Raw genomic sequence first — 18390 nt, 5'->3', positions numbered from 1 at the left:
TGGTAACATCGCGGAAATCAATAAGAAGGCAGTCATCGCCATGGACAAAAAAGAAGGGGCTGTAGTAGATCAGGTTAAATATGAGTCCAAGATTTCAAAATTTTTAACTGTTGTTTAGGAGTTCCATAATTGAATCTGAATTCACATTCCTTGAGAAACAATGGAAATGATCCTTTAGGAATACCATTGTATTTTCTTAAGACGCGTTTGGCCTGATTCCAAAAGTTTTCAATGCCGTTGATGTGATTCTTACCTTGTGCAAATAGTGTGGAATGGTTGATACGCTTATGGTAAAAATGATTCACGTCGAGCGCATTATAACTACGATAGCAGTCTGTATAAACTATGCTGTCAGGCGCTATCTTTCTAGTAATTAGCGGCATCAACGTTTCTGTCTTAGTATCTCCAACAACCCTCGTATAAACCTTGCCACCGCGCTTCAATATGCCAAAAACAGCAACCTTACCCGCAGCGCCGCGACCACGCTTGCCCTTACGAATACCACCAAAGTAGCTTTCATCTAATTCCACTACACCATGAAAAATTTCGTGAGATTCTTGCTCTAGATGATAAACAATCACTTCCCGTATTTTGCGATAAAACAGTGCTGCACTATTAGGTTGAATTCCCAATATATCGGCTGCTGATCGCGCTGTAACTTCCAACACAAAATATTCCAACAACCTTGATTGCGTTTTCTTTAATAATCTACAATGACTTATCTTCATTAAATTAGCTTATCAGTTAAGCTAATCTACTACAGCCCCAAAAAGAATTAATAGCAGAAGCAGTGAAATTAACCCCAGCCGAGCGTTTTTCAGTGATCGATGAACTTCTGCATAGTCTTGATCGGCTGGATCCTGAGTTGGATCGCATTTGGATCGAAGAAGCTGAGCGTCGTCTGCAAGCTTATCGCGAAGGTAAAGTTAAAGGTATTCCGGCCAGTGATGTCATTGGTGAATTCTGATGCATGTCGAGTTCTCACTCGAAGCCAAGGCGGAATTTGAAGACGGTGAACGTTACTACGAATGCCAGGTGCAGGGATTGGGCGCTCAATTCCGCACGGATGTCAGGAATGCGTTGATTCGTATACGCAACCCCAAATCTGCATAACATTTGGACCGGTCGCCGTACCTGCTAGCTTATACCTTCATCGAACGTGTTATATTGAAAATTAGTCGACGTATTGCGTCAATTCGTACGTCTAACTCTAGTTAGTCCTTTCAACAGGAGAACAGATGACAATCGAAGACACAATCAAGAAACGGATCGAGGAATTGCTAAGTGAAACCGCTTGGCTTACACAAAGTGACGATGAAGGTGCCACTATCAGTGATCAACAGCGCCATGAGTGTTCCGCTTGGCTGGTGTCAGCCCAACACATCATTTATCTTATTTGCGCTGAGATAAAAACGCCATACCTTGCTCGTGCGAATAACATCGCCGAGAAGGATCATGGGTGGCTTATCAATCTGGGTGTCGGCGAGATGGCGGCGCTCCTAAGAACGCTACTAGCGGATGCAAACGCCGGATTGCTTTCTTCAATTGCGGATCGCGCACGTGCCGAAACTTTTGATGACTTTCTCGACCATGCTGACAAGTACCTTGCAGACCAAAGGAAAAACGAATCTGGCGTAATCGCTGGTGTTGTATTTGAAGACACACTCCGTCGCATTTGCCGTAGATTGAATATCATCGAGAAGGGAGTCAAGCTTGATGCATTAATCTCTGAACTATCTAGCCACGGTGAGCTTTCAGCCATTAAAGCGAAACGTGCCCGTGTGGCGGCTCACGTCAGAACAAAGGCGAGTCATGCGCAATGGGAAGAATTTGAATCCTCAGATGTTCAAGCAACAATCGAATTCACCCGGGAGTTAGTCAGCTCGAAACTAGATGGCTAGAACTAACACATCATTTAACACGGACTGGTGTGATAATGCCTCGTCAGTTAGTTAATTCAGACTTTGGCAATATGATCATCTTCGATATGGAATAAAAGAAATGATACGCTCATTAAGATCTACTATTGTTACCTTGGTATTTTCAGCGGTTATGTCACATAGTTTTAACGTATATGCTGGGGGGAAAGCTACTGAAAACGATAAGCAATTGGATGCAAGATTATCTTTTTTTCTGCCACCGGCTGGAGGCCACATATCTGATCTAGTTGAAGACAAGACGAAGCTTAAAGCATGCAAGTGCAGCTACGAAAAGAGATTTACTTTTCTTAATACTGACCGCTCTGAATTAGATAAATTATCAAATGAAATATATCCATACGCGATTATGTCTTCAAATGCATATGAAAATAAGCCTCAGATAAGTATACCGGGTTGGGAAAGAATAAATAGAGTTGAGAAAAAACAACATGGTTTTAGTGCTGATATATATCTTTCGGACGACAAAAAATCTGTAGTAATTGCTTTCAGAGGTACCGATGATAAAAAAGACTGGCGCAATGCTAACTTAGATACAAATATTGAAGGTCAGTACTCAGACGCTGACAGTTTATTCAGTATGGTATTGAAAGAGTATGGCGACAAGAAAATAACGACCACTGGTCATTCCCTAGGAGGGGGTCTTGCGCTTCACATTTCTTTAGTAAATCAGGGTGTTGATGCATTTGTGTTTGATACTACACCAAGAATATTTGCCGGTAATAATTATGGGAAATATGAGAATCGTAGAGTGTTAGTTTATGATTCGGGTGAAGTATTAGAGTTACTTAGAGATTTTTTTTCAACACTGAAAAAATTTAATTTGGAAAAATATAGATATAATTTTCTAGGCGGAAATCTTGTTCACGAGCACAGCATCGAAGATTTTTCGCGATGTATGTATGCATCCATAAAAATTCAAGATAGTAAATATGCTGATAATTGTAAAGACAATACTTTCTGGGATTGAATAACTATGTATGGCAGATTAGCATTATCTAGAATTGTTGGTTATTTTTGCAACTGAATAATCCAATAAGCGCCGGAATAGGTTGCAAATCCTAGATAGGCAATGTATTTCCGGCACTGCGTTTCTTGTTGTTTAATGTTGCGTTTTCATTGTATTGTAGTCGTACTACGATCACAGCCTAACGATCAGTATTAGCTTGCTCTTGAACTTTTGAACCACTTGTAATTACCCGCGAAAATTTCACCTTTTTAGCTTACAATGCACAACATGGTTTCACGTGAAACCAATCGATTAAATCTTCTTGTACCACCTGAGTTACCAATCATCATAACACTATGAGCAATCACACGGATTTTGACATTATTGTTGTCGGCGGCGGACATGCCGGAACGGAAGCTGCACTGGCGGCGGCGCGCATGGGGTGCAAGACGTTGTTGCTGACGCACAATATCGAAACCATCGGGCAGATGTCGTGCAACCCGTCGATTGGCGGTATCGGCAAGAGCCATTTGGTGAAGGAAATCGATGCGCTCGGCGGTGCGATGGGGTTGGCGGCGGATGAGGCGGGGATTCAGTTCCGGGTGTTGAATTCGAGCAAAGGTCCGGCGGTCAGGGCGACGCGTGCACAGGCCGACCGGGTATTGTATAAGCAAGCGATTCGCAGCCGGGTTGAGAACCAGCCGAATTTGCGGGTAATGCAGCAGGCGGTGGACGATTTGATCATCGAGCAGGATCGCGTGGTTGGCGTGGTGACGCAGTTGCAGATTAGATTCCGCGCGCGCGCGGTGATTTTGACGGTCGGCACGTTTCTGGCCGGGTTGGCGCATATCGGCAAAACCCATTTTAAAGCAGGCCGCGCAGGCGATCCGCCAGCGCTGACATTGGCGCAGCGGTTACGGGAAATGGAATTTCCCGCAGGGCGATTGAAAACCGGCACGCCGCCGCGCATCGATGGCCGCAGCATGGATTATTCCAAACTGCTGGAGCAACCGGGTGATCAACCGGTGCCGTTTTTTTCCCTGATCGATACCGGCATCGAACATCCGCGCCAGATTTCGTGCTGGATTACGCATACTAATAGCGATACGCACGATATTATTCGCGACGGCTTGGTCGATTCGCCACTGTTTACCGGAAAAATCGAAGGCGTCGGGCCGCGCTATTGTCCGTCGATCGAAGACAAAGTGGTGCGTTTTTCCGCGCGCGAATCGCATCAGATTTTTCTCGAACCGGAAGGTCTGGGTACGCATGAAATCTACCCGAACGGTATTTCCACCAGCTTATCGTTCGAGGTGCAAACGCAATTGATTCATTCCATCGCCGGATTGGAAAACGCACACATCACGCGCCCCGGTTATGCTATCGAATACGATTATTTCGATCCGCGCAATTTGAAGCATACGCTCGAAACCAAAACCATCGCGAGTCTGTTTTTTGCCGGACAAATCAACGGCACCACCGGCTATGAAGAAGCCGCCGCGCAAGGGCTGCTGGCCGGGATCAATGCCGCACTGCAAGTGCAGGGACGGGATGCCTGGTCGCCGCAACGCCATGAAGCGTACTTGGGCGTGCTGGTTGACGATCTGATCACTTCCGGTGTCACCGAGCCTTACCGGATGTTCACCAGCCGCGCCGAATACCGCTTGCAATTGCGCGAAGACAATGCCGATTTGCGCTTGACCGAAACTGGCAGGAAATTGGGTTTGATTGACGATCAGCGCTGGGAAGCGTTTTCCAATAAACAGGAAGCGATCATCAAGGAGCAGCAGCGGCTCGATTCGATTCGCGTATTGCCCGGTACATTGCCGGAACAGGATGCTCTTCGTGTGCTCGGTAAAGGCATTGAGCGCGAATACACGTTGACCGAATTGCTAAAGCGCCCCGATGTGACGTATGAGACATTGATGACCCTGCCGGGCGCGGGTGAGCCGGTAGCGAGCGCGCAAGTCGCCGAACAAGTTGAAATCCAAGCCAAATATCACGGTTATATCCAGCGCCAGCAGGAAGAAGTGTCGCGCCAGGCGCAGTATGAAAACACCTTGCTGCCGAAGGAAATCGATTATTGCGTAGTGAAAGGATTGTCGAACGAAGTGCAGCAAAAACTCAATCAGCACAAACCGGAAACCATCGGCCAGGCATCGCGTATTTCCGGCGTGACACCGGCGGCGATATCGTTGTTGCTGGTGCATTTGAAACGCGGCTTTGCGGTCAATGACAAAAAACAAAGCGCATGAGCTTGCTGCCGCAGATTACGCGCAGCTTGCAAGCGCTGGATATAGACGTTATTGCCGCGCCGGAGCAGCTGGCTAAAAGCATCGAGCATTATCTATTACTGATCGAAAAATGGAACAAAGTCCATAACTTGACCGCGATCCGCAATCCGCATGACATGCTGGTGCAGCATGTGCTGGATAGCTTGGCGGTGTTGCCGCATATTCATGGACCGAACATTGTCGATGTTGGCACCGGCGCAGGCTTGCCGGGCATTCCGGTCGCACTGGCAAGGCCGGATTGGCAAGTGACTTTGGTGGAAAGCAATCAGAAGAAAAGCGCTTTTTTACAGCAGGCAAAAATTGAAATGGGGTTGCAGAATGTTGAGATCATGACGCAGCGTATCGAGGATGTCCTTCCCGATGAAAAGGTGAATACCGTCATTTCGCGCGCATTTTCCGAGCTCGGCGAATTCATCGCGTTAACGCAACATTTGGCCGGAGAAAATGCTGCCAGCTGCCGCTGGGTTGCGATGAAAGCCAATTGCACGGAACAAGAACGCCAGCAAATACGTGCGCCATTTGCGATTGAAAAGACGATCACGCTGCATGTGCCTGGATTGGATGCCGCCCGGCAACTGATTATCATCCAACAGAACAGCTTTGATTCCGCGTCATGAATACAGGAGCTAAGCCCGTGACCAAAATTCTAGCCATTACCAATCAAAAAGGCGGTGTCGGCAAAACCACCACCAGCGTGAATCTGGCTGCAAGCTTGGCGGCCGCTGATAAATGCGTGCTGCTGATCGATCTCGATCCGCAAGGGAACGCCACGATGGGCAGCGGCACCAACAAGCAAATGCTGAAAACCACGATCTATCATGTGTTGCTCGGTCATACAGGAATACAGCAAGCGTTGGTGAGCAGTGCGCAAGGAAAATACGATTTGATTCCCGCTAACCGAGATCTGGCGGGCGCGGAAGTCGAAATGGTCGACTTTCCGCAGCGCGAAGCGCGGTTAAAGACCGCACTGGAAGAGATTCAGGACGAATACGATTATATTTTGATCGATTGCCCGCCCGCGTTGAACTTGTTGACTCTAAACGGTTTATGCGCGGCGCACGCGGTGATGATTCCGATGCAGTGCGAATATTATGCGTTGGAAGGCTTGAGCGATCTGGTCAATACCATCAAACGGGTGCGCAGCAGCTTCAATCCCGTGTTGCGCATCGAAGGGTTGCTGCGCACCATGTTCGATCCGCGCAATATATTGGCGCAGCAGGTTTCCGATCAGTTGCAGAAGCATTTCGGCGATAAGGTTTACCGCACCGTGATCCCGCGCAATGTGCGTTTGGCCGAAGCGCCCGGTTTTGGCTTGCCGGTGTTGTATCACGATGGGCAATCCAAAGGTGCGCAGGCCTACCTCGATTTAGCCAAGGAAATTCTGGCGGGTAATCCTGCTTGAAGGAAATGAGGAAACATGAAATGACAAAACAAAAAGGATTAGGGCGCGGATTGGATGCTTTGTTGTCGGGCGATGGCAATGCGGCGCTGGCGGAAGATTCGTTGCAGAATATCGAGATCGCCAAATTGCAACCTGGCAAATATCAGCCCAGAACCAATATGGATCAGGTGGCTTTGGCCGAGCTGGCGGAATCGATCAAAGCGCAGGGCGTGATGCAGCCGATTCTGGTGCGGCCCATCAGTGATGACCGCTTCGAAATCATCGCCGGGGAGCGCCGCTGGCGCGCCGCGCAATTGGCCGGACTGACCGAGGTGCCTGCGCTGATCCGCAAAGTCGCCGATGAATCGGCGCTGGCCATGTCGCTGATCGAAAATATTCAACGGGAAAACCTGAATCCGCTGGAGGAAGCCATGGGGATTCAGCGTCTTATCAATGAATTCGGCATGACGCATCAAACGGCGGGCGAAGCGCTGGGCAATTCGCGCAGCACGATTTCCAACTTGCTGCGCCTGCTTAATTTGTCCGCGCCGGTACAGGAATTGATGATGCAGGGTAAAATCGATATGGGGCATGGACGCGCCCTGTTACCGCTGGCACCGGTACAGCAGATTAAAATCGCCAATGTGATCGTGCAAAAACAGCTATCGGTGCGCGAAACGGAAAGAATCGTCAATCAGATCGAGCACCCAGTGCCGAAAAAAGTGCAGAAGCCCGACCGCGACCTATTACGGTTGCAAGAGAATGTCTCCGAGCGCCTCGGCGCGCAGGTGGCGATCAAGCCGAAAAAGAACGGCCAGGGCAATATCGTGATCCACTATACCAGCTTGGATCAATTGGATGATATTCTCAGCAAATTCTAGAAAGAACGAATAAGGAAAATTATGGACGCAAGGTTATTGGATATTTTGGTGTGCCCGTTGTGCAAAGGGCCGCTGCTCTACAAAAAAGACGATAAGGAATTGATCTGCAAGCCGGATCGGCTGGCATTCCAGATCAAGGACGGCATCCCGGTGATGCTGGAGGACGAAGCGCGCCGGATACCGGACGAAGTTGAAATAAAATAATAACGATGAATTCGAGTATCAAGCTTGAGCCGCGTGTGGCGGCTATTCTGGGGGCCTTGGTTGCTGATGCCGCGTCGTTGGGGTTGCATTGGCTCTATGATCCCGCGCGCATCGCGCAGATCGAAAAAAGCAAAGGGCTGGTTTTTCTGCAACCGGATGCCAGCGATTACGCCGGTGTCAGCGGCTACTTCGCGCATGGCAGGAAGCAAGCGGGCGATTCATCGGCTTATGGTGAATTGTGTTTGCTGATGCTGCGGCATATCGCACGGCACGGCGGTTTTTACCGCACGGATTATCAAGCCGAGTACCGCAGCTATTTCGGACCCGGGGGCGGGTATCACGGCTATATCGATTCTCCCACGCGGTTAACTCTGCAAACGTTGTTGCCGCTCAAGCCGGAAGATTTTCCGCTGCAATCTGGCGCGGACGACGATCAGTTTGCCGCATTGGCGGCATTACCGGCAATCGTGGCGGCCCATAATGAATCGCAAGATGCGCTCAAAGCTACAATCGAACAGGTGGTGCGGCTGACCAATAACAATGACACCGCCGTTGCGGCGGCGCAGTACGCAGGCTGTGCGCTGCTGGCCATTTTGCAAGGTCAATCCGCCGGTCAAGCGCTGAGCGGCGCTTTGCCGCACGCAGGTGAAAAACTCGCGCCGCTGGTGGAAGAAGCATTACAAACGGGAATGCTCGACAGTGCCGCAGCAGCCAAACGTTTCGGTTCGGCCTGCCATGTGCTGGAGGGTCTGCCGGTGATTGCGCATATCGCACGTTATGCACCCGATTACCGCACAGCGATTGAAGAAAATATCCGCATCGGCGGCGATAGCTGCGGCCGTTCCATCATGCTCGGTGCGATCATGGCGGCTTATACCGCACAGCAAAACGGTCAGGTAGCGTCGATTCCGCTTGAATGGGCTGCGCGCTATCATAAGCTGTCTATTGCGGCGGATGCTTGCGTTCAACTCCGGCATCAGTAGATAAATTCCCGCGGAATGGATATAATTTGCTGAATAATTAGTCTTTACAACAAAAAGCAGAAAACACTCTATCCATTCATCTCTTCACGATTGCCTGCGTTGTTAAATCACGAACCACAGTCTGTCTTAAATCCATTGCTGCCATTGCGCGCAGTTCAGATGAAATGACACTAAGAAACCCAATAATGCATTCGGCCTATTCGTCTTATTAGCCTTATCGATTACTTACAAATTTATTAAATTCTGGAGGAAAAATGAGTCACACGCTTTATGAAACCACCGTTCAGCGGGTACAACGCTGTGAATTGGCCGTTCCAGGTTCCAGCCCGGGTATGTTTGAGAAGGCGCTGAATAGTGGCGTGGATTTCGTTTTTCTCGATCTCGAAGATGCCGTTGCGCCGGACGATAAAATTCAGGCGCGCAAGAACATCATCCAAGCGCTCAACGATTTGGATTGGAAAGGACACGGCATTACCGTTTCCGTGCGCATCAACGGCCTTGATACACAATACATGGTGCGTGACGTGGTGGATTTGGTCGAGCAAGCCGGGAGCAAGATCGACACGCTGCTGATTCCCAAGGCCGGTGTGTATGGGGATATCTACATGGTACAAGCCATGGTCACCCAGCTCGAAATGCAACAAGGGTTGAAAAACCGTATCGGTCTGGAAGCATTGATTGAAACCGCGCTCGGCATGGCCAACGTGGAAGACATCGCGCGTAACGGCGCAGCCGGACGATTGGAAGCCTTGCACTTCGGCGTAGCCGATTACGCCGCCAGCAACCGTGCCAGAACCACCAACATCGGCGGTTTGAATCCCGATTATCCCGGCGATCAATGGCATTTCGCCATCAGTCGCATGATCGTGGCTTGCCGCGCGTACGGCTTGCGTCCGATCGACGGGCCGTTCGGCGATATCAAGGATCCCGATGGTTATGTGCTGGCAGCCAAACGCGCCGCCGCGCTGGGTTGCGAAGGCAAATGGGCGATTCATCCGACGCAGATTCCGCTGGCTAACGATGTATTCACACCGCCCGAGCGGGAAATTGAAAAAGCCAAACGTATTCTGGCCGCGCTCAAGGAAGCCGCTGCGCAAGGCAAAGGCGCCGCTGCGCTGGACGGCCGTTTGATCGACGCGGCTTCGGAAAGAATGGCCAATAATGTGGTGAAAGTCGCTGAAGCGATTGCAGCAAAAAACGGTTAATGCATAAAGGCCGCTCAATGCGGCCTTTGTCTTTAGGGCCGGATGGTTTGAAACGATAAAAATTAACGTATTAATGCGATTGTTGAGGAAATTGAAGTGAATATTCACGAATATCAAGCAAAAGAAATACTGGCGGAGTACGGCGTCAAGATCGTGGAAGGCGGTCTGGCTTACACCGTCGAAGAAGCGGTGCAACGCGCCCGCGAAATCGAAGGTAATGTCTGGGTCGTCAAAGCGCAGATCCATTCCGGCGCGCGCGGTAAGGCGGGCGGTATCAAAGTCTGTAAAACGCACGCGGAAGTCGAACAAGCCGCCGAAGCGCTGCTCGGCAAAAAACTGGTGACGCACCAAACCGGTCCGGCGGGAAAAGTCTGTACCCGCTTGTACGTCGAAGCCGGAACGCAAATCGCCAAGGAAATCTATCTGTCGTTCATGATCGACCGAACCAGTGAACGCGTGATCATGATCGGCTCGGCGCAGGGCGGCATGGAAATCGAAAAACTCGCCGTGACCAATCCGGAAGCGATCATCAAGATCTATGTCGAACCTGCGGTCGGATTGCAGGACTTTCAAGCGCGCAAAATGGCGTTTGCGCTGGGTATCGATGCAGCGCAACTGAATCATGCGGTGAAAACCATCAAAGGCTGTTACCGCGCATTGCGCGACCTGGACGCCAATATTCTGGAAATTAACCCGCTGGTCGTCACCGCGAATAACGACATCATCGCGCTCGACGCCAAAATGGAATTTGATGAAAACGCCTTGTTCCGCCGCCATAAAATCGCCGAACTGCGCGACAACACGCAAGTCGATCACCGCGAAGTCGCAGCGGCTGAAGCCGGTTTGAGTTACGTCGGCCTGGATGGCGACATCGGCTGTATGATCAACGGCGCCGGTCTGGCGATGGCGACGATGGACATGATCAAACTGGCCGGTGGCGAACCTGCCAACTTCCTCGATGTCGGCGGCGGCGCATCCGCCGAGCGCACCGAGAAAGCATTCCGTCTGGTGCTTGCCGATGCCAACGTCAAAGCGATGCTGGTGAATATTTTCGCCGGGATTAACCGCTGTGACTGGATCGCCGAAGGTGTGGTGCAAGCCGTCAGAAACATCAATATGAAAATCCCGCTGGTGGTCCGCTTGTCCGGCACCAACGTAGAAGAAGGCCGCCGCATCATTGCGAACAGCGGCCTGCCGATCATCACCGCCGAAACGTTAGCGGAAGCCGCGGAAAAAGTCGTCCGCGCCCGCAACGAAGTCGCCGCAAAAGCCTAGGAGTATAAAGTGGCCATATTAATCAACGAAAAAACACGCATCATCGTGCAAGGTTTTACCGGCAGAATCGGTACTTTTCATGCGCAGGAAATGATCGACTACGGCTCCAACGTGGTCGGCGGCGTCACACCCGGTAAAGGCGGACAAACGCATCTGGGATTGCCGGTATTCAATACGGTTAAGGAAGCGGTCGAGCAAGCCGGTGCGGAAGCCAGCATTGTGTTTGTGCCGCCCGCGTTTGCCGCAGATTCGATCATGGAAGCCGCCGACGCCGGAATCAGATACTGCGTCTCGATCACCGACGGTATTCCGACGCAAGACATGATGACGGTGAAGAATTTCATGCGCCGTTTTCCGAAAGGAGACCGCATGCTGCTGACCGGCCCGAACTGTGCCGGAACCATCAGCCCCGGCCGCGCCATGCTCGGCATCATGCCCGGCCATATTTACATTCGCGGCAATATCGGCGTGGTTGGCCGCTCCGGCACCTTGGGCTATGAAGCTGCCGACCAGATGCGCGCACTCGGCATCGGCATCTCCACTTCGGTCGGCATCGGCGGCGACCCGATCCCCGGCAGCTCGCACCGCGACATTTTGGAGCGGCTCGAACAAGACCCGGAAACCAAAGTCGCATTGATGATCGGCGAAATCGGCGGCCCGCAAGAAGTCGAAGCCGGTCGATTTGCCAAGGAAAACATGAGTAAACCGCTGGTTGCTTACATCGCCGGACTCACCGCCCCCGAAGGCCGTCGCATGGGCCACGCCGGTGCGATCATCTCCTCCGCTGGTGAAAGCGCCGCCGAAAAAGTTGCGATGCTGAAAGAACTCGGCGTTACCATCTGCCCTACTCCATCGCTGATGGGACAAACGGTCGCGGAAGTGCTGGCGAAGCTGTAATTCTGTAATTGTAGTTGTTGTTAAAATAAAAACCCGGGGCTGGTGCTTACGGGTTTTTTTGTTTAGTCGAATGAAGATTCCGGTGTAAATTACCAGTCATACTAAATTTTGTACTTAATACAAGATATTCATCATTTTGGGTATCTGATTTTTATTTGGTATCACAATTCGCTACGGAGGTCCCACGCCTATGACTTCTTCACTTTCCACAGATGAACAGGAGAGGCTGAACAGATCGATAAACTCATTTGCGACACAGTCATTCCGTGATCAGGCCGATAGGGATTACATTGCAGCCCGCCTTGCATGGAAGGCTGAGCTGTTCCCTCAGTTCCTATGGTCTTCTCAGCAGGCGATTGAGAAGTACCTCAAAGCAATTCTCCTCTACAACAGAATCAAAGCTCGAAATATTGGGCACGACATTGCTGCGGCGATGTCACTTACAACCAATCTTACCTTCGCCATTGAGTTGTCCTCACGAAGCAGAGATTTTATTAAGTACATAGACGATTGCGGCAAGTGTCGATACATCAACATTCCGTACTACGTCGTAGGCTATCCACTGGTTGATTTGGACTTAACCGTATGGGAGCTAAGGCGATACTGCCAAGTTCTGAATGTCTTCGGGATGATCCTGCCGCCTGATGAAGAGACCCTACTTTCACGGGCTCAGGAAGAGCTCTCACAAAGTTCGAACAACCCTCATCACAAGTTTCGCTTACATGGTGGCTTTCTCGAAAAGGTTCTGGGCGACCGCAAGCATCCAAGTCGTTCTGCACTCTTATGGCAGAACGCTGCATATGGCGTGAGAAAGCGACCAACTGTACGATTGAAGCATCATTTTCATGCTCAGAATCCAATGCTTTACTTGTATCCGGAGATGCTCGACGAGTTGCAGAAGCTTGTACATATCTCAGACAAGCCGGCTGAGCCCGGTAGGATGTGCCGACTGCAAGGAGGCGCATCAATCAAGAAACGTTTGAGAACAGGAAAGTAAACGTAATGACAGAATACCGGCGTGCCTATGTCCCTGGAGGCTCCTGGTTTTTTACGGTCAATCTTGCCGAGCGCAAGGACAACCGGCTATTGGTCGAAAAAATCGATTTACTGCGTAGCGCATTTGAATATACCAAACAGCGCCACCCTTTTCGTATGGATGCCGTGGTTATTTTGCCGGACCACTTGCATTGTATCTGGACGCTGCCGCAGGACGATGCGGATTTTTCAACCCGGTGGAATCTGTTGAAAGGCTATTTTTCCCGTCGCATTGCAACAGGAGAAAGAATTTCTGCCAGCCGGAAATCCCGCCGGGAAAGAGGGTTATGGCAACGACGGTTCTGGGAGCATCTTTTACGTGACCAAAATGATTTTAACCGGCACGTCGATTATATTCATTGGAATCCTGTGAAACATGGCTGGGCGAAAAACGTCAATGGTTGGCCTTATTCCAGTTTTCATCGTTATGTTGAACAAGGCATTTATCCCGAGAATTGGGGAAATCACGAAGGTTATGATATCGAAGGGCTTGAATGATTTATCCGATGCGCCTCCTTGCGGTCGGCACATCCTACATAGTTGAATGAAAATTTCAGCGTCACATCAGAGCACGTTGGAATCGCCCCATGCTTACCGTCAATTTCTCATTTCGTTAAATAATCTGTTCCAACGTCCAAGCAAGTAAAACCGGTTACCTGATTTGCAGTTCCAGGCTATTGAAATTTATGACTTGCAACACCAAATTCCCAGTGTAATTTTTATAAAAAAGCCGAATTTTTTTAACCGCTGCTATGCTATTCTTGCGGCATTTTATTCACGCTATTGGAAGATATGGAACAAAAAGATAAACCTCGAAACACGCCGTCGCAGAGAATTCCCGTCATTGCGCATTTTCTTTTTTTCACCCGCTGGTTGCAGTTGCCTTTGTATCTTGGGCTGGTGTTGGCGCAGTGCGTATATGTGTTTCACTTTTGGGTTGAGTTAACTGATCTGATTGGCGCGGTGATGGGAAACAAAAATGCGCTGGAGCATATCCTCGATACCGTTACGATCAAGGGTGCGGACAGACCGGCCAAGTTGACCGAAACGGCCATTATGCTCGTCGTGCTGGGATTGATCGACGTGGTGATGATTTCGAATCTGCTGATCATGGTCATTATCGGCGGGTATGAGACTTTCGTTTCGCGCATGAATCTGGAAGGACATCCGGATCAGCCGGAATGGCTGTCGCATGTCAACGCTTCGGTGTTGAAAGTCAAATTGGCCACGGCGATCATTGGGATTTCGTCGATTCATCTGCTGAAAACGTTTATCAATGCCAGCGCATACGACGAAAAAACGCTGTTGGCGCAAACCGGTATCCATATGGCGTTCTTGTTTTCCGCCATTGCCATTGCCTACTGCGACCGCATTATTACGCAAACCAGTATGCAGTCCGGCGAACACTGATTTCGATCGTTTGTCGTTTCAAGCTATGGCTGCTGCATCGTTCAACATGGTCAGTACGCCTTGCAACGCGGTAGCCACCGCCTGGCGCCGGATGGTTTCGCGGTCGCCCTTAAAGTAATGGGTTTCTTGTTGCACCGAACCATCCTGGGTTGCCCACGCAAAACACACCATGCCGACCGGTTTGGTGGCCGTGCCGCCGTCCGGTCCGGCGATTCCGGTAATCGATACACTGATGTGCGCATGACTGCGGTTGAGCGCGCCGATGGCCATCTCCTGCGCGGTTTGCGGGGAAACGGCGCCATGCTGATCCAAAGTAGCTTGTTGTATGCCGAGCATTTCGCATTTGGCGGTATTGCTATAGGTGATGTATCCGCGCTCGTACCAGCCTGAGCTGCCGGATACCGCCGTGACAGCCTGACCCACCCAGCCGCCGGTGCAGGATTCCGCCGTCACCAGCATCCAGCCACGCTGAGCGAGGCATTTCCCAACGGTTATTGCCAAATCGAGTGCATTTTGATTTGTATCAGGAATTTTATGACTCCAATGATTAAGATAATCTTGATGCAGTAAGGTGTTTTGTTGTTTCACTCGCTATGCGCGATATGCCGCTTATGTCATTATATTGGAATCTATTTTTACTTTTCTCACTGTTTCATTTGTAAAAGACTGGCAAATGCAAGCTGATCATCGTGCAAGAATGCCTTTTATGGATGCCTTAAAAGCGATCTGCTGTTTGTTGATCGTCGCGCATCACTTAGCCCTTTACGGCCCCATGCCGGATTTTGCTTATCCGTTGATGCCAGGACTACTCGATTGGTTGCGTGAGGATGGGAGAATCGCGGTGCAACTATTTTTTGTCATCGCGGGTTTTTTTGCTGCTGCAAAACTTGCGCCGCAGGGCTTATCACTGGTCTCCAATCCAATCGAGCTTATCCAGCAACGCTATGTGCGCTTGATCACGCCTTATCTGGCGGCATTAACACTAGCGATTGGCGCGGCCGCCTTGGCCAGAATCTGGATGCAGCATGAATCGATACCCGGTACACCCAATTTATTTCAATTGCTCGCGCATATTTTTTTGCTGCAGGATCTGCTCAATCAGGAAGTTTTGTCGGCCGGGGTCTGGTATGTTGCCATTGATTTCCAATTATTTGCGCTGACCATTTTAGTGTTCTGGATTGCCAATCAAATGCAGCATCGATACTCAGGTCTGCAAACGCTCGGCTTGTTTCTAATCTTCATCTTGACCACTGTCTCTTTGTTCTTTTTTAACCGCGATCGTTACTGGGACGAAACGGCTTTATATTTTTTTGGCGCTTATGGTCTGGGTATTCTGATTTATTGGGCATCAGTCAGCAAACGCCCGGTGCTCTGGCTTGCCGTGCTGATTGCGGTGATTATTGCCGCGCTGCTGTTGGATTTCCGTGCGCGCATTGCCGTCGCAGGCGTTGTCGCTTTGCTGCTGGGGCTGGCGCAGTATTTTGATGTGTTACAGAGCAGACACATCCCCGGCTACCTCGCTTATCTTGGGCGCGCTTCATATTCCATCTTTCTCATTCATTTCCCGGTACTGCTGATCATCAATGCCGCATTTTTCAGATTTATGCCGCATCAACCTGAAATTCAATTATGCGGTCTGTTATTGGCGATGTGTGCCAGTATCGGCGCCGGTATGCTACTTTTTAACTGGCTGGAAGCCCGGCCGGTATCCAAGCGGATGCATATCTTGCTGCCTGCAGGGTTCATGACCTGCGGCTTATTGGCTATGCTCTAAGCAGCTAGAAACTGCGGATTGGGAATCGTTGCAGGTTATTGCGTAAAGCGGGTGATACAAGCAAATCCGAGAATCGATTGTGCCTTGACGTTATTTTCCCAAACAGGGAAGATGCTAGCCAGAGTTCCGGGTTTATATGATCGATGTTTTTTGATACGTACAAAGGATTGAGCATGCGAAATTTTTTACTGGCAGTAATGATTTCAGTTATTCCGGTACCGGTATTGGCAAGTGATGTCGGGGTTACCATCAGCATCGGCCAGCCCGGGTTTTATGGCCAAATCACGTTGGGCAATCAGTATCCGGTGCCGCAGTTGATTTATCCGAATCCTGTTTTGGCCATTCCTCCCGCTGTCGCGGTTCAACAGCAGCCGGTTTATCTGTACGTGCCGCCCGGTCATGCCAAACGCTGGGACAAATACTGTCATCGTTACAACGCCTGCTATCAACCGGTTTATTTTGTGCGGCGGAACTGGTACAACGATGTTTATCTGCCGCATTATCAGAGCCAGCAGATGTATCCAAACAGACAATACGATAATCCGGGCCGCTATGATGAGGGGCGCGATTCGGATCGTTACCGCGACCGCTACGATGAATCACGCCGCTATCCGCAAGAAAATTCTCAAGGCCGGCACGGTGACCGCGATCACCCGGGCCGAGGAGATCACAAGAATCGCGATAAGGACGATCACGGAAATCGCGGCAAGAAAGATCATGATCGCGGGAATCAAAGGGATTAATGATGCGATGAGCATTGACCCTAGCGTAAATGTTCATCCATAAAAGCGCCCAAGGTTCTTTTCCACGCCGGTTGCATAAAAATGAAGCCGGTATTGTGACTGCCTTCCAGCGGTAAAAATTGCTTCGGTTCCGGTGCCGCCTGAAACAGCCGCTCGCCATGATGAAATGGAACGATGTCATCCTGCGGGCTGTGCGCGATGAAAACCGGGCAAGATACCGACTGTAGCGATGCCAGTGTGTTGTATGCAAAGCGGCTGATCCACCGTACCGGAAGGAACGGGTAAATTTCTCCGGCTAGTTCGGGAACGGAGGTAAAGGTTGAAGCCAACACCAGCAAACCGGGTCTCTCCCGTGCTGCCAGCCACGCTGCCACCGCGCCGCCGAGCGATTCGCCGAACAGGATAATCCGCTCAGGCGCAATTCCTTTAGTTGCAGTCAAATAATGCCAAGCTGCTTGCGCATCCAGATACGTGCCGGATTCCGACGGCGTGCCGCTGCTCTGGCCATAGCCGCGATAATCGAACAATAACGTGTCATACCCCAGCCGTTTGAACATGGTCAGGTAATTGATGCGATGGGAAATATTGCCGGCATTGCCATGAAAGAACAATACCGTGCCTTTGGCATCCGGTACGGGCATCCACCAGCCATGCAATGTTTCGCCGTCGCTGGTTGGGATGCTGACGGCGCTATAATCCAGCCCGACTGCGCCGGGGGTATTACTGAGCTGTTTTTCCGGGAAATAAACCAGGCGGGATTGACCAAAATACACCAGCTGAACAATCACTACATACGCGACAACCAGCGCGATCAGCAGATTGAGCAGCATACGCAGCATGACACGCGCATTAAGGCTGCTGCAGCTTGATCACGATATCCGCGCCGAGCTTGCCGGTGGTAAATGCGGAATCGCTGAATCTGGGAAAACCGGCAGGTTGTTCAGGATTGTTCGATAGGCCAAAAGGTTCGAGCGGTAACAGATTCCAGTTCTTTTTTAATTTCCGGTCACCGTCCAAGTCCTGATAAACCGCCACGGCATAAGTGCCAGCTCGTTCAAGATTGATGCAAGCGGTTTGCTGCCCCGCGGCTGCCGGAATGCGCACTTTGCGTTTGCGCCCTTTTTTGGAGAGAAAATGGTCCGGATCATCATACAACTCGATGTTTAAAGCACCACCGGCCGTCACATTTTTTACCGTCACCCTGACCTGAGCCGTGCGCTTATTGCAGGCGTCAGGCGCATCTTGCGGATTGATGTTGAGTGTTCCGGCCGACTGGGATGGTGTTGCGATCAAAAAGCCCAGCGCGAGGATGAGCAATGGACGAGCCAATTTTGCAAAAAATAGCGTGGTCAGGTTTTTCATTGGGTCAGAATAAGTGAGGGTTATCGAAGCGGGTTAATCGGATGCGGTTGTATGGACATT

Annotated in this window: 22 protein-coding genes; 18 read left to right on the top strand and 4 right to left on the bottom strand. The window is 50.4% G+C overall.

The window, feature by feature from the left end:
• Positions 1-74: 74 nt before the first annotated feature.
• Positions 75-728, bottom strand: a complete 654-nt coding sequence (locus tag R2083_RS14935; protein ID WP_317537191.1) for an IS1595 family transposase — start codon at positions 726-728, stop codon at positions 75-77.
• Between the two features lie 62 nt (positions 729-790).
• Here R2083_RS14935 and R2083_RS14930 point away from each other — a divergent pair, with 62 nt between their 5' ends.
• The 16 genes from R2083_RS14930 (at position 791) to R2083_RS14855 (ending at position 14451) form a co-directional block, all read left to right on the top strand.
• Positions 791-967: an addiction module protein gene (locus R2083_RS14930; RefSeq protein WP_317538933.1), complete on the top strand. Its 177-nt coding sequence runs from the start codon at positions 791-793 to the stop codon at positions 965-967.
• Entirely contained in the window at positions 967-1113 is a 147-nt protein-coding gene (locus R2083_RS14925; protein WP_317538932.1) for a hypothetical protein, read from the top strand. The genes R2083_RS14930 and R2083_RS14925 overlap by 1 nt, the downstream gene beginning before the upstream one ends.
• A gap of 125 nt (positions 1114-1238) precedes the next feature.
• Entirely contained in the window at positions 1239-1901 is a 663-nt protein-coding gene (locus R2083_RS14920; RefSeq protein WP_317538931.1) for a hypothetical protein, read from the top strand.
• A 100-nt stretch (positions 1902-2001) separates the two neighbouring features.
• The gene (locus R2083_RS14915; protein WP_317538930.1) at positions 2002-2907 is read left to right on the top strand and encodes an Mbeg1-like protein; all 906 of its coding nucleotides are present in this window, start codon (positions 2002-2004) and stop codon (positions 2905-2907) included.
• 335 nt (positions 2908-3242) lie between these two features.
• Positions 3243-5141 (top strand): tRNA uridine-5-carboxymethylaminomethyl(34) synthesis enzyme MnmG, encoded by a 1899-nt coding sequence (gene mnmG, locus R2083_RS14910; protein WP_317532000.1) that lies wholly within the window; start codon positions 3243-3245, stop codon positions 5139-5141.
• The gene (gene rsmG / locus R2083_RS14905) at positions 5138-5797 is read left to right on the top strand and encodes a 16S rRNA (guanine(527)-N(7))-methyltransferase RsmG (protein ID WP_317531999.1); all 660 of its coding nucleotides are present in this window, start codon (positions 5138-5140) and stop codon (positions 5795-5797) included. Before mnmG ends, rsmG begins: the two co-directional genes overlap by 4 nt.
• Positions 5798-5814: 17 nt before the next feature.
• Positions 5815-6582, top strand: coding sequence for a ParA family protein (locus tag R2083_RS14900; protein ID WP_317531998.1), 768 nt, complete (start codon positions 5815-5817; stop codon positions 6580-6582).
• A gap of 20 nt (positions 6583-6602) precedes the next feature.
• Positions 6603-7442 carry a ParB/RepB/Spo0J family partition protein gene (locus tag R2083_RS14895; RefSeq protein ID WP_317538929.1) on the top strand — a complete coding sequence of 280 codons (840 nt, stop codon included), beginning with the start codon at positions 6603-6605 and terminating at the stop codon, positions 7440-7442.
• A gap of 21 nt (positions 7443-7463) precedes the next feature.
• Entirely contained in the window at positions 7464-7646 is a 183-nt protein-coding gene (locus R2083_RS14890; protein WP_090314933.1) for a Trm112 family protein, read from the top strand.
• Positions 7647-7651: 5 nt separating this feature from the next.
• Entirely contained in the window at positions 7652-8629 is a 978-nt protein-coding gene (locus R2083_RS14885) for an ADP-ribosylglycohydrolase family protein (RefSeq protein ID WP_317538928.1), read from the top strand.
• Positions 8630-8883: 254 nt separating this feature from the next.
• Positions 8884-9834 (top strand): CoA ester lyase, encoded by a 951-nt coding sequence (locus tag R2083_RS14880; protein ID WP_317531995.1) that lies wholly within the window; start codon positions 8884-8886, stop codon positions 9832-9834.
• Between the two features lie 96 nt (positions 9835-9930).
• On the top strand, positions 9931-11109 hold the full coding sequence (locus R2083_RS14875; RefSeq protein ID WP_317538927.1) for a malate--CoA ligase subunit beta: 1179 nt from the start codon (positions 9931-9933) through the stop codon (positions 11107-11109).
• 9 nt (positions 11110-11118) lie between these two features.
• Entirely contained in the window at positions 11119-12006 is an 888-nt protein-coding gene (gene sucD / locus R2083_RS14870) for a succinate--CoA ligase subunit alpha (RefSeq protein ID WP_317538926.1), read from the top strand.
• Positions 12007-12196: 190 nt separating this feature from the next.
• Complete coding sequence (locus tag R2083_RS14865; RefSeq protein ID WP_317531992.1) at positions 12197-13003, top strand: HEPN domain-containing protein; 807 nt, start codon at positions 12197-12199, stop codon at positions 13001-13003.
• Between the two features lie 5 nt (positions 13004-13008).
• Complete coding sequence (locus R2083_RS14860) at positions 13009-13539, top strand: REP-associated tyrosine transposase (protein ID WP_317531991.1); 531 nt, start codon at positions 13009-13011, stop codon at positions 13537-13539.
• A gap of 294 nt (positions 13540-13833) precedes the next feature.
• Entirely contained in the window at positions 13834-14451 is a 618-nt protein-coding gene (locus R2083_RS14855) for a YqhA family protein (RefSeq protein WP_317531990.1), read from the top strand.
• A gap of 18 nt (positions 14452-14469) precedes the next feature.
• On the opposite strand, the gene R2083_RS14850 is transcribed toward R2083_RS14855, so the two are convergent.
• Complete coding sequence (locus R2083_RS14850) at positions 14470-14952, bottom strand: CinA family protein (RefSeq protein WP_317531989.1); 483 nt, start codon at positions 14950-14952, stop codon at positions 14470-14472.
• Positions 14953-15124: 172 nt separating this feature from the next.
• Here R2083_RS14850 and R2083_RS14845 point away from each other — a divergent pair, with 172 nt between their 5' ends.
• Positions 15125-16225 carry an acyltransferase gene (locus tag R2083_RS14845; protein ID WP_317531988.1) on the top strand — a complete coding sequence of 367 codons (1101 nt, stop codon included), beginning with the start codon at positions 15125-15127 and terminating at the stop codon, positions 16223-16225.
• Between the two features lie 173 nt (positions 16226-16398).
• Entirely contained in the window at positions 16399-16968 is a 570-nt protein-coding gene (locus R2083_RS14840; RefSeq protein ID WP_317538925.1) for a hypothetical protein, read from the top strand.
• A 20-nt stretch (positions 16969-16988) separates the two neighbouring features.
• On the opposite strand, the gene R2083_RS14835 is transcribed toward R2083_RS14840, so the two are convergent.
• The gene (locus R2083_RS14835) at positions 16989-17807 is read right to left on the bottom strand and encodes an alpha/beta hydrolase (protein ID WP_317538924.1); all 819 of its coding nucleotides are present in this window, start codon (positions 17805-17807) and stop codon (positions 16989-16991) included.
• A 10-nt stretch (positions 17808-17817) separates the two neighbouring features.
• Entirely contained in the window at positions 17818-18330 is a 513-nt protein-coding gene (locus R2083_RS14830) for a DUF2141 domain-containing protein (protein WP_317538923.1), read from the bottom strand.
• Between the last annotated feature and the right edge of the window lie 60 nt (positions 18331-18390).

The organism is Nitrosomonas sp. Is35 (assembly GCF_033063295.1).
Lineage (GTDB): Bacteria > Pseudomonadota > Gammaproteobacteria > Burkholderiales > Nitrosomonadaceae > Nitrosomonas.
This window is presented reverse-complemented; position numbering and strand designations above follow the sequence as displayed.

Excerpts from the sequence above, each read along its gene's own strand:
- R2083_RS14935 (WP_317537191.1), bottom strand. The coding sequence starts at position 728 with ATGAAGATAAGTCATTGTAGATTATTAAAGAAAACGCAATCAAGGTTG.
- R2083_RS14925 (WP_317538932.1), top strand. The coding sequence starts at position 967 with ATGCATGTCGAGTTCTCACTCGAAGCCAAGGCGGAATTTGAAGACGGT.
- R2083_RS14920 (WP_317538931.1), top strand. The coding sequence starts at position 1,239 with ATGACAATCGAAGACACAATCAAGAAACGGATCGAGGAATTGCTAAGT.
- R2083_RS14915 (WP_317538930.1), top strand. The coding sequence starts at position 2,002 with ATGATACGCTCATTAAGATCTACTATTGTTACCTTGGTATTTTCAGCG.
- mnmG (WP_317532000.1), top strand. The coding sequence starts at position 3,243 with ATGAGCAATCACACGGATTTTGACATTATTGTTGTCGGCGGCGGACAT.
- rsmG (WP_317531999.1), top strand. The coding sequence starts at position 5,138 with ATGAGCTTGCTGCCGCAGATTACGCGCAGCTTGCAAGCGCTGGATATA.
- R2083_RS14895 (WP_317538929.1), top strand. The coding sequence starts at position 6,603 with ATGACAAAACAAAAAGGATTAGGGCGCGGATTGGATGCTTTGTTGTCG.
- R2083_RS14890 (WP_090314933.1), top strand. The coding sequence starts at position 7,464 with ATGGACGCAAGGTTATTGGATATTTTGGTGTGCCCGTTGTGCAAAGGG.
- R2083_RS14885 (WP_317538928.1), top strand. The coding sequence starts at position 7,652 with ATGAATTCGAGTATCAAGCTTGAGCCGCGTGTGGCGGCTATTCTGGGG.
- R2083_RS14880 (WP_317531995.1), top strand. The coding sequence starts at position 8,884 with ATGAGTCACACGCTTTATGAAACCACCGTTCAGCGGGTACAACGCTGT.
- R2083_RS14865 (WP_317531992.1), top strand. The coding sequence starts at position 12,197 with ATGACTTCTTCACTTTCCACAGATGAACAGGAGAGGCTGAACAGATCG.
- R2083_RS14860 (WP_317531991.1), top strand. The coding sequence starts at position 13,009 with ATGACAGAATACCGGCGTGCCTATGTCCCTGGAGGCTCCTGGTTTTTT.
- R2083_RS14855 (WP_317531990.1), top strand. The coding sequence starts at position 13,834 with ATGGAACAAAAAGATAAACCTCGAAACACGCCGTCGCAGAGAATTCCC.
- R2083_RS14845 (WP_317531988.1), top strand. The coding sequence starts at position 15,125 with ATGCAAGCTGATCATCGTGCAAGAATGCCTTTTATGGATGCCTTAAAA.
- R2083_RS14840 (WP_317538925.1), top strand. The coding sequence starts at position 16,399 with ATGCGAAATTTTTTACTGGCAGTAATGATTTCAGTTATTCCGGTACCG.
- R2083_RS14835 (WP_317538924.1), bottom strand. The coding sequence starts at position 17,807 with ATGCTGCGTATGCTGCTCAATCTGCTGATCGCGCTGGTTGTCGCGTAT.
- R2083_RS14830 (WP_317538923.1), bottom strand. The coding sequence starts at position 18,330 with ATGAAAAACCTGACCACGCTATTTTTTGCAAAATTGGCTCGTCCATTG.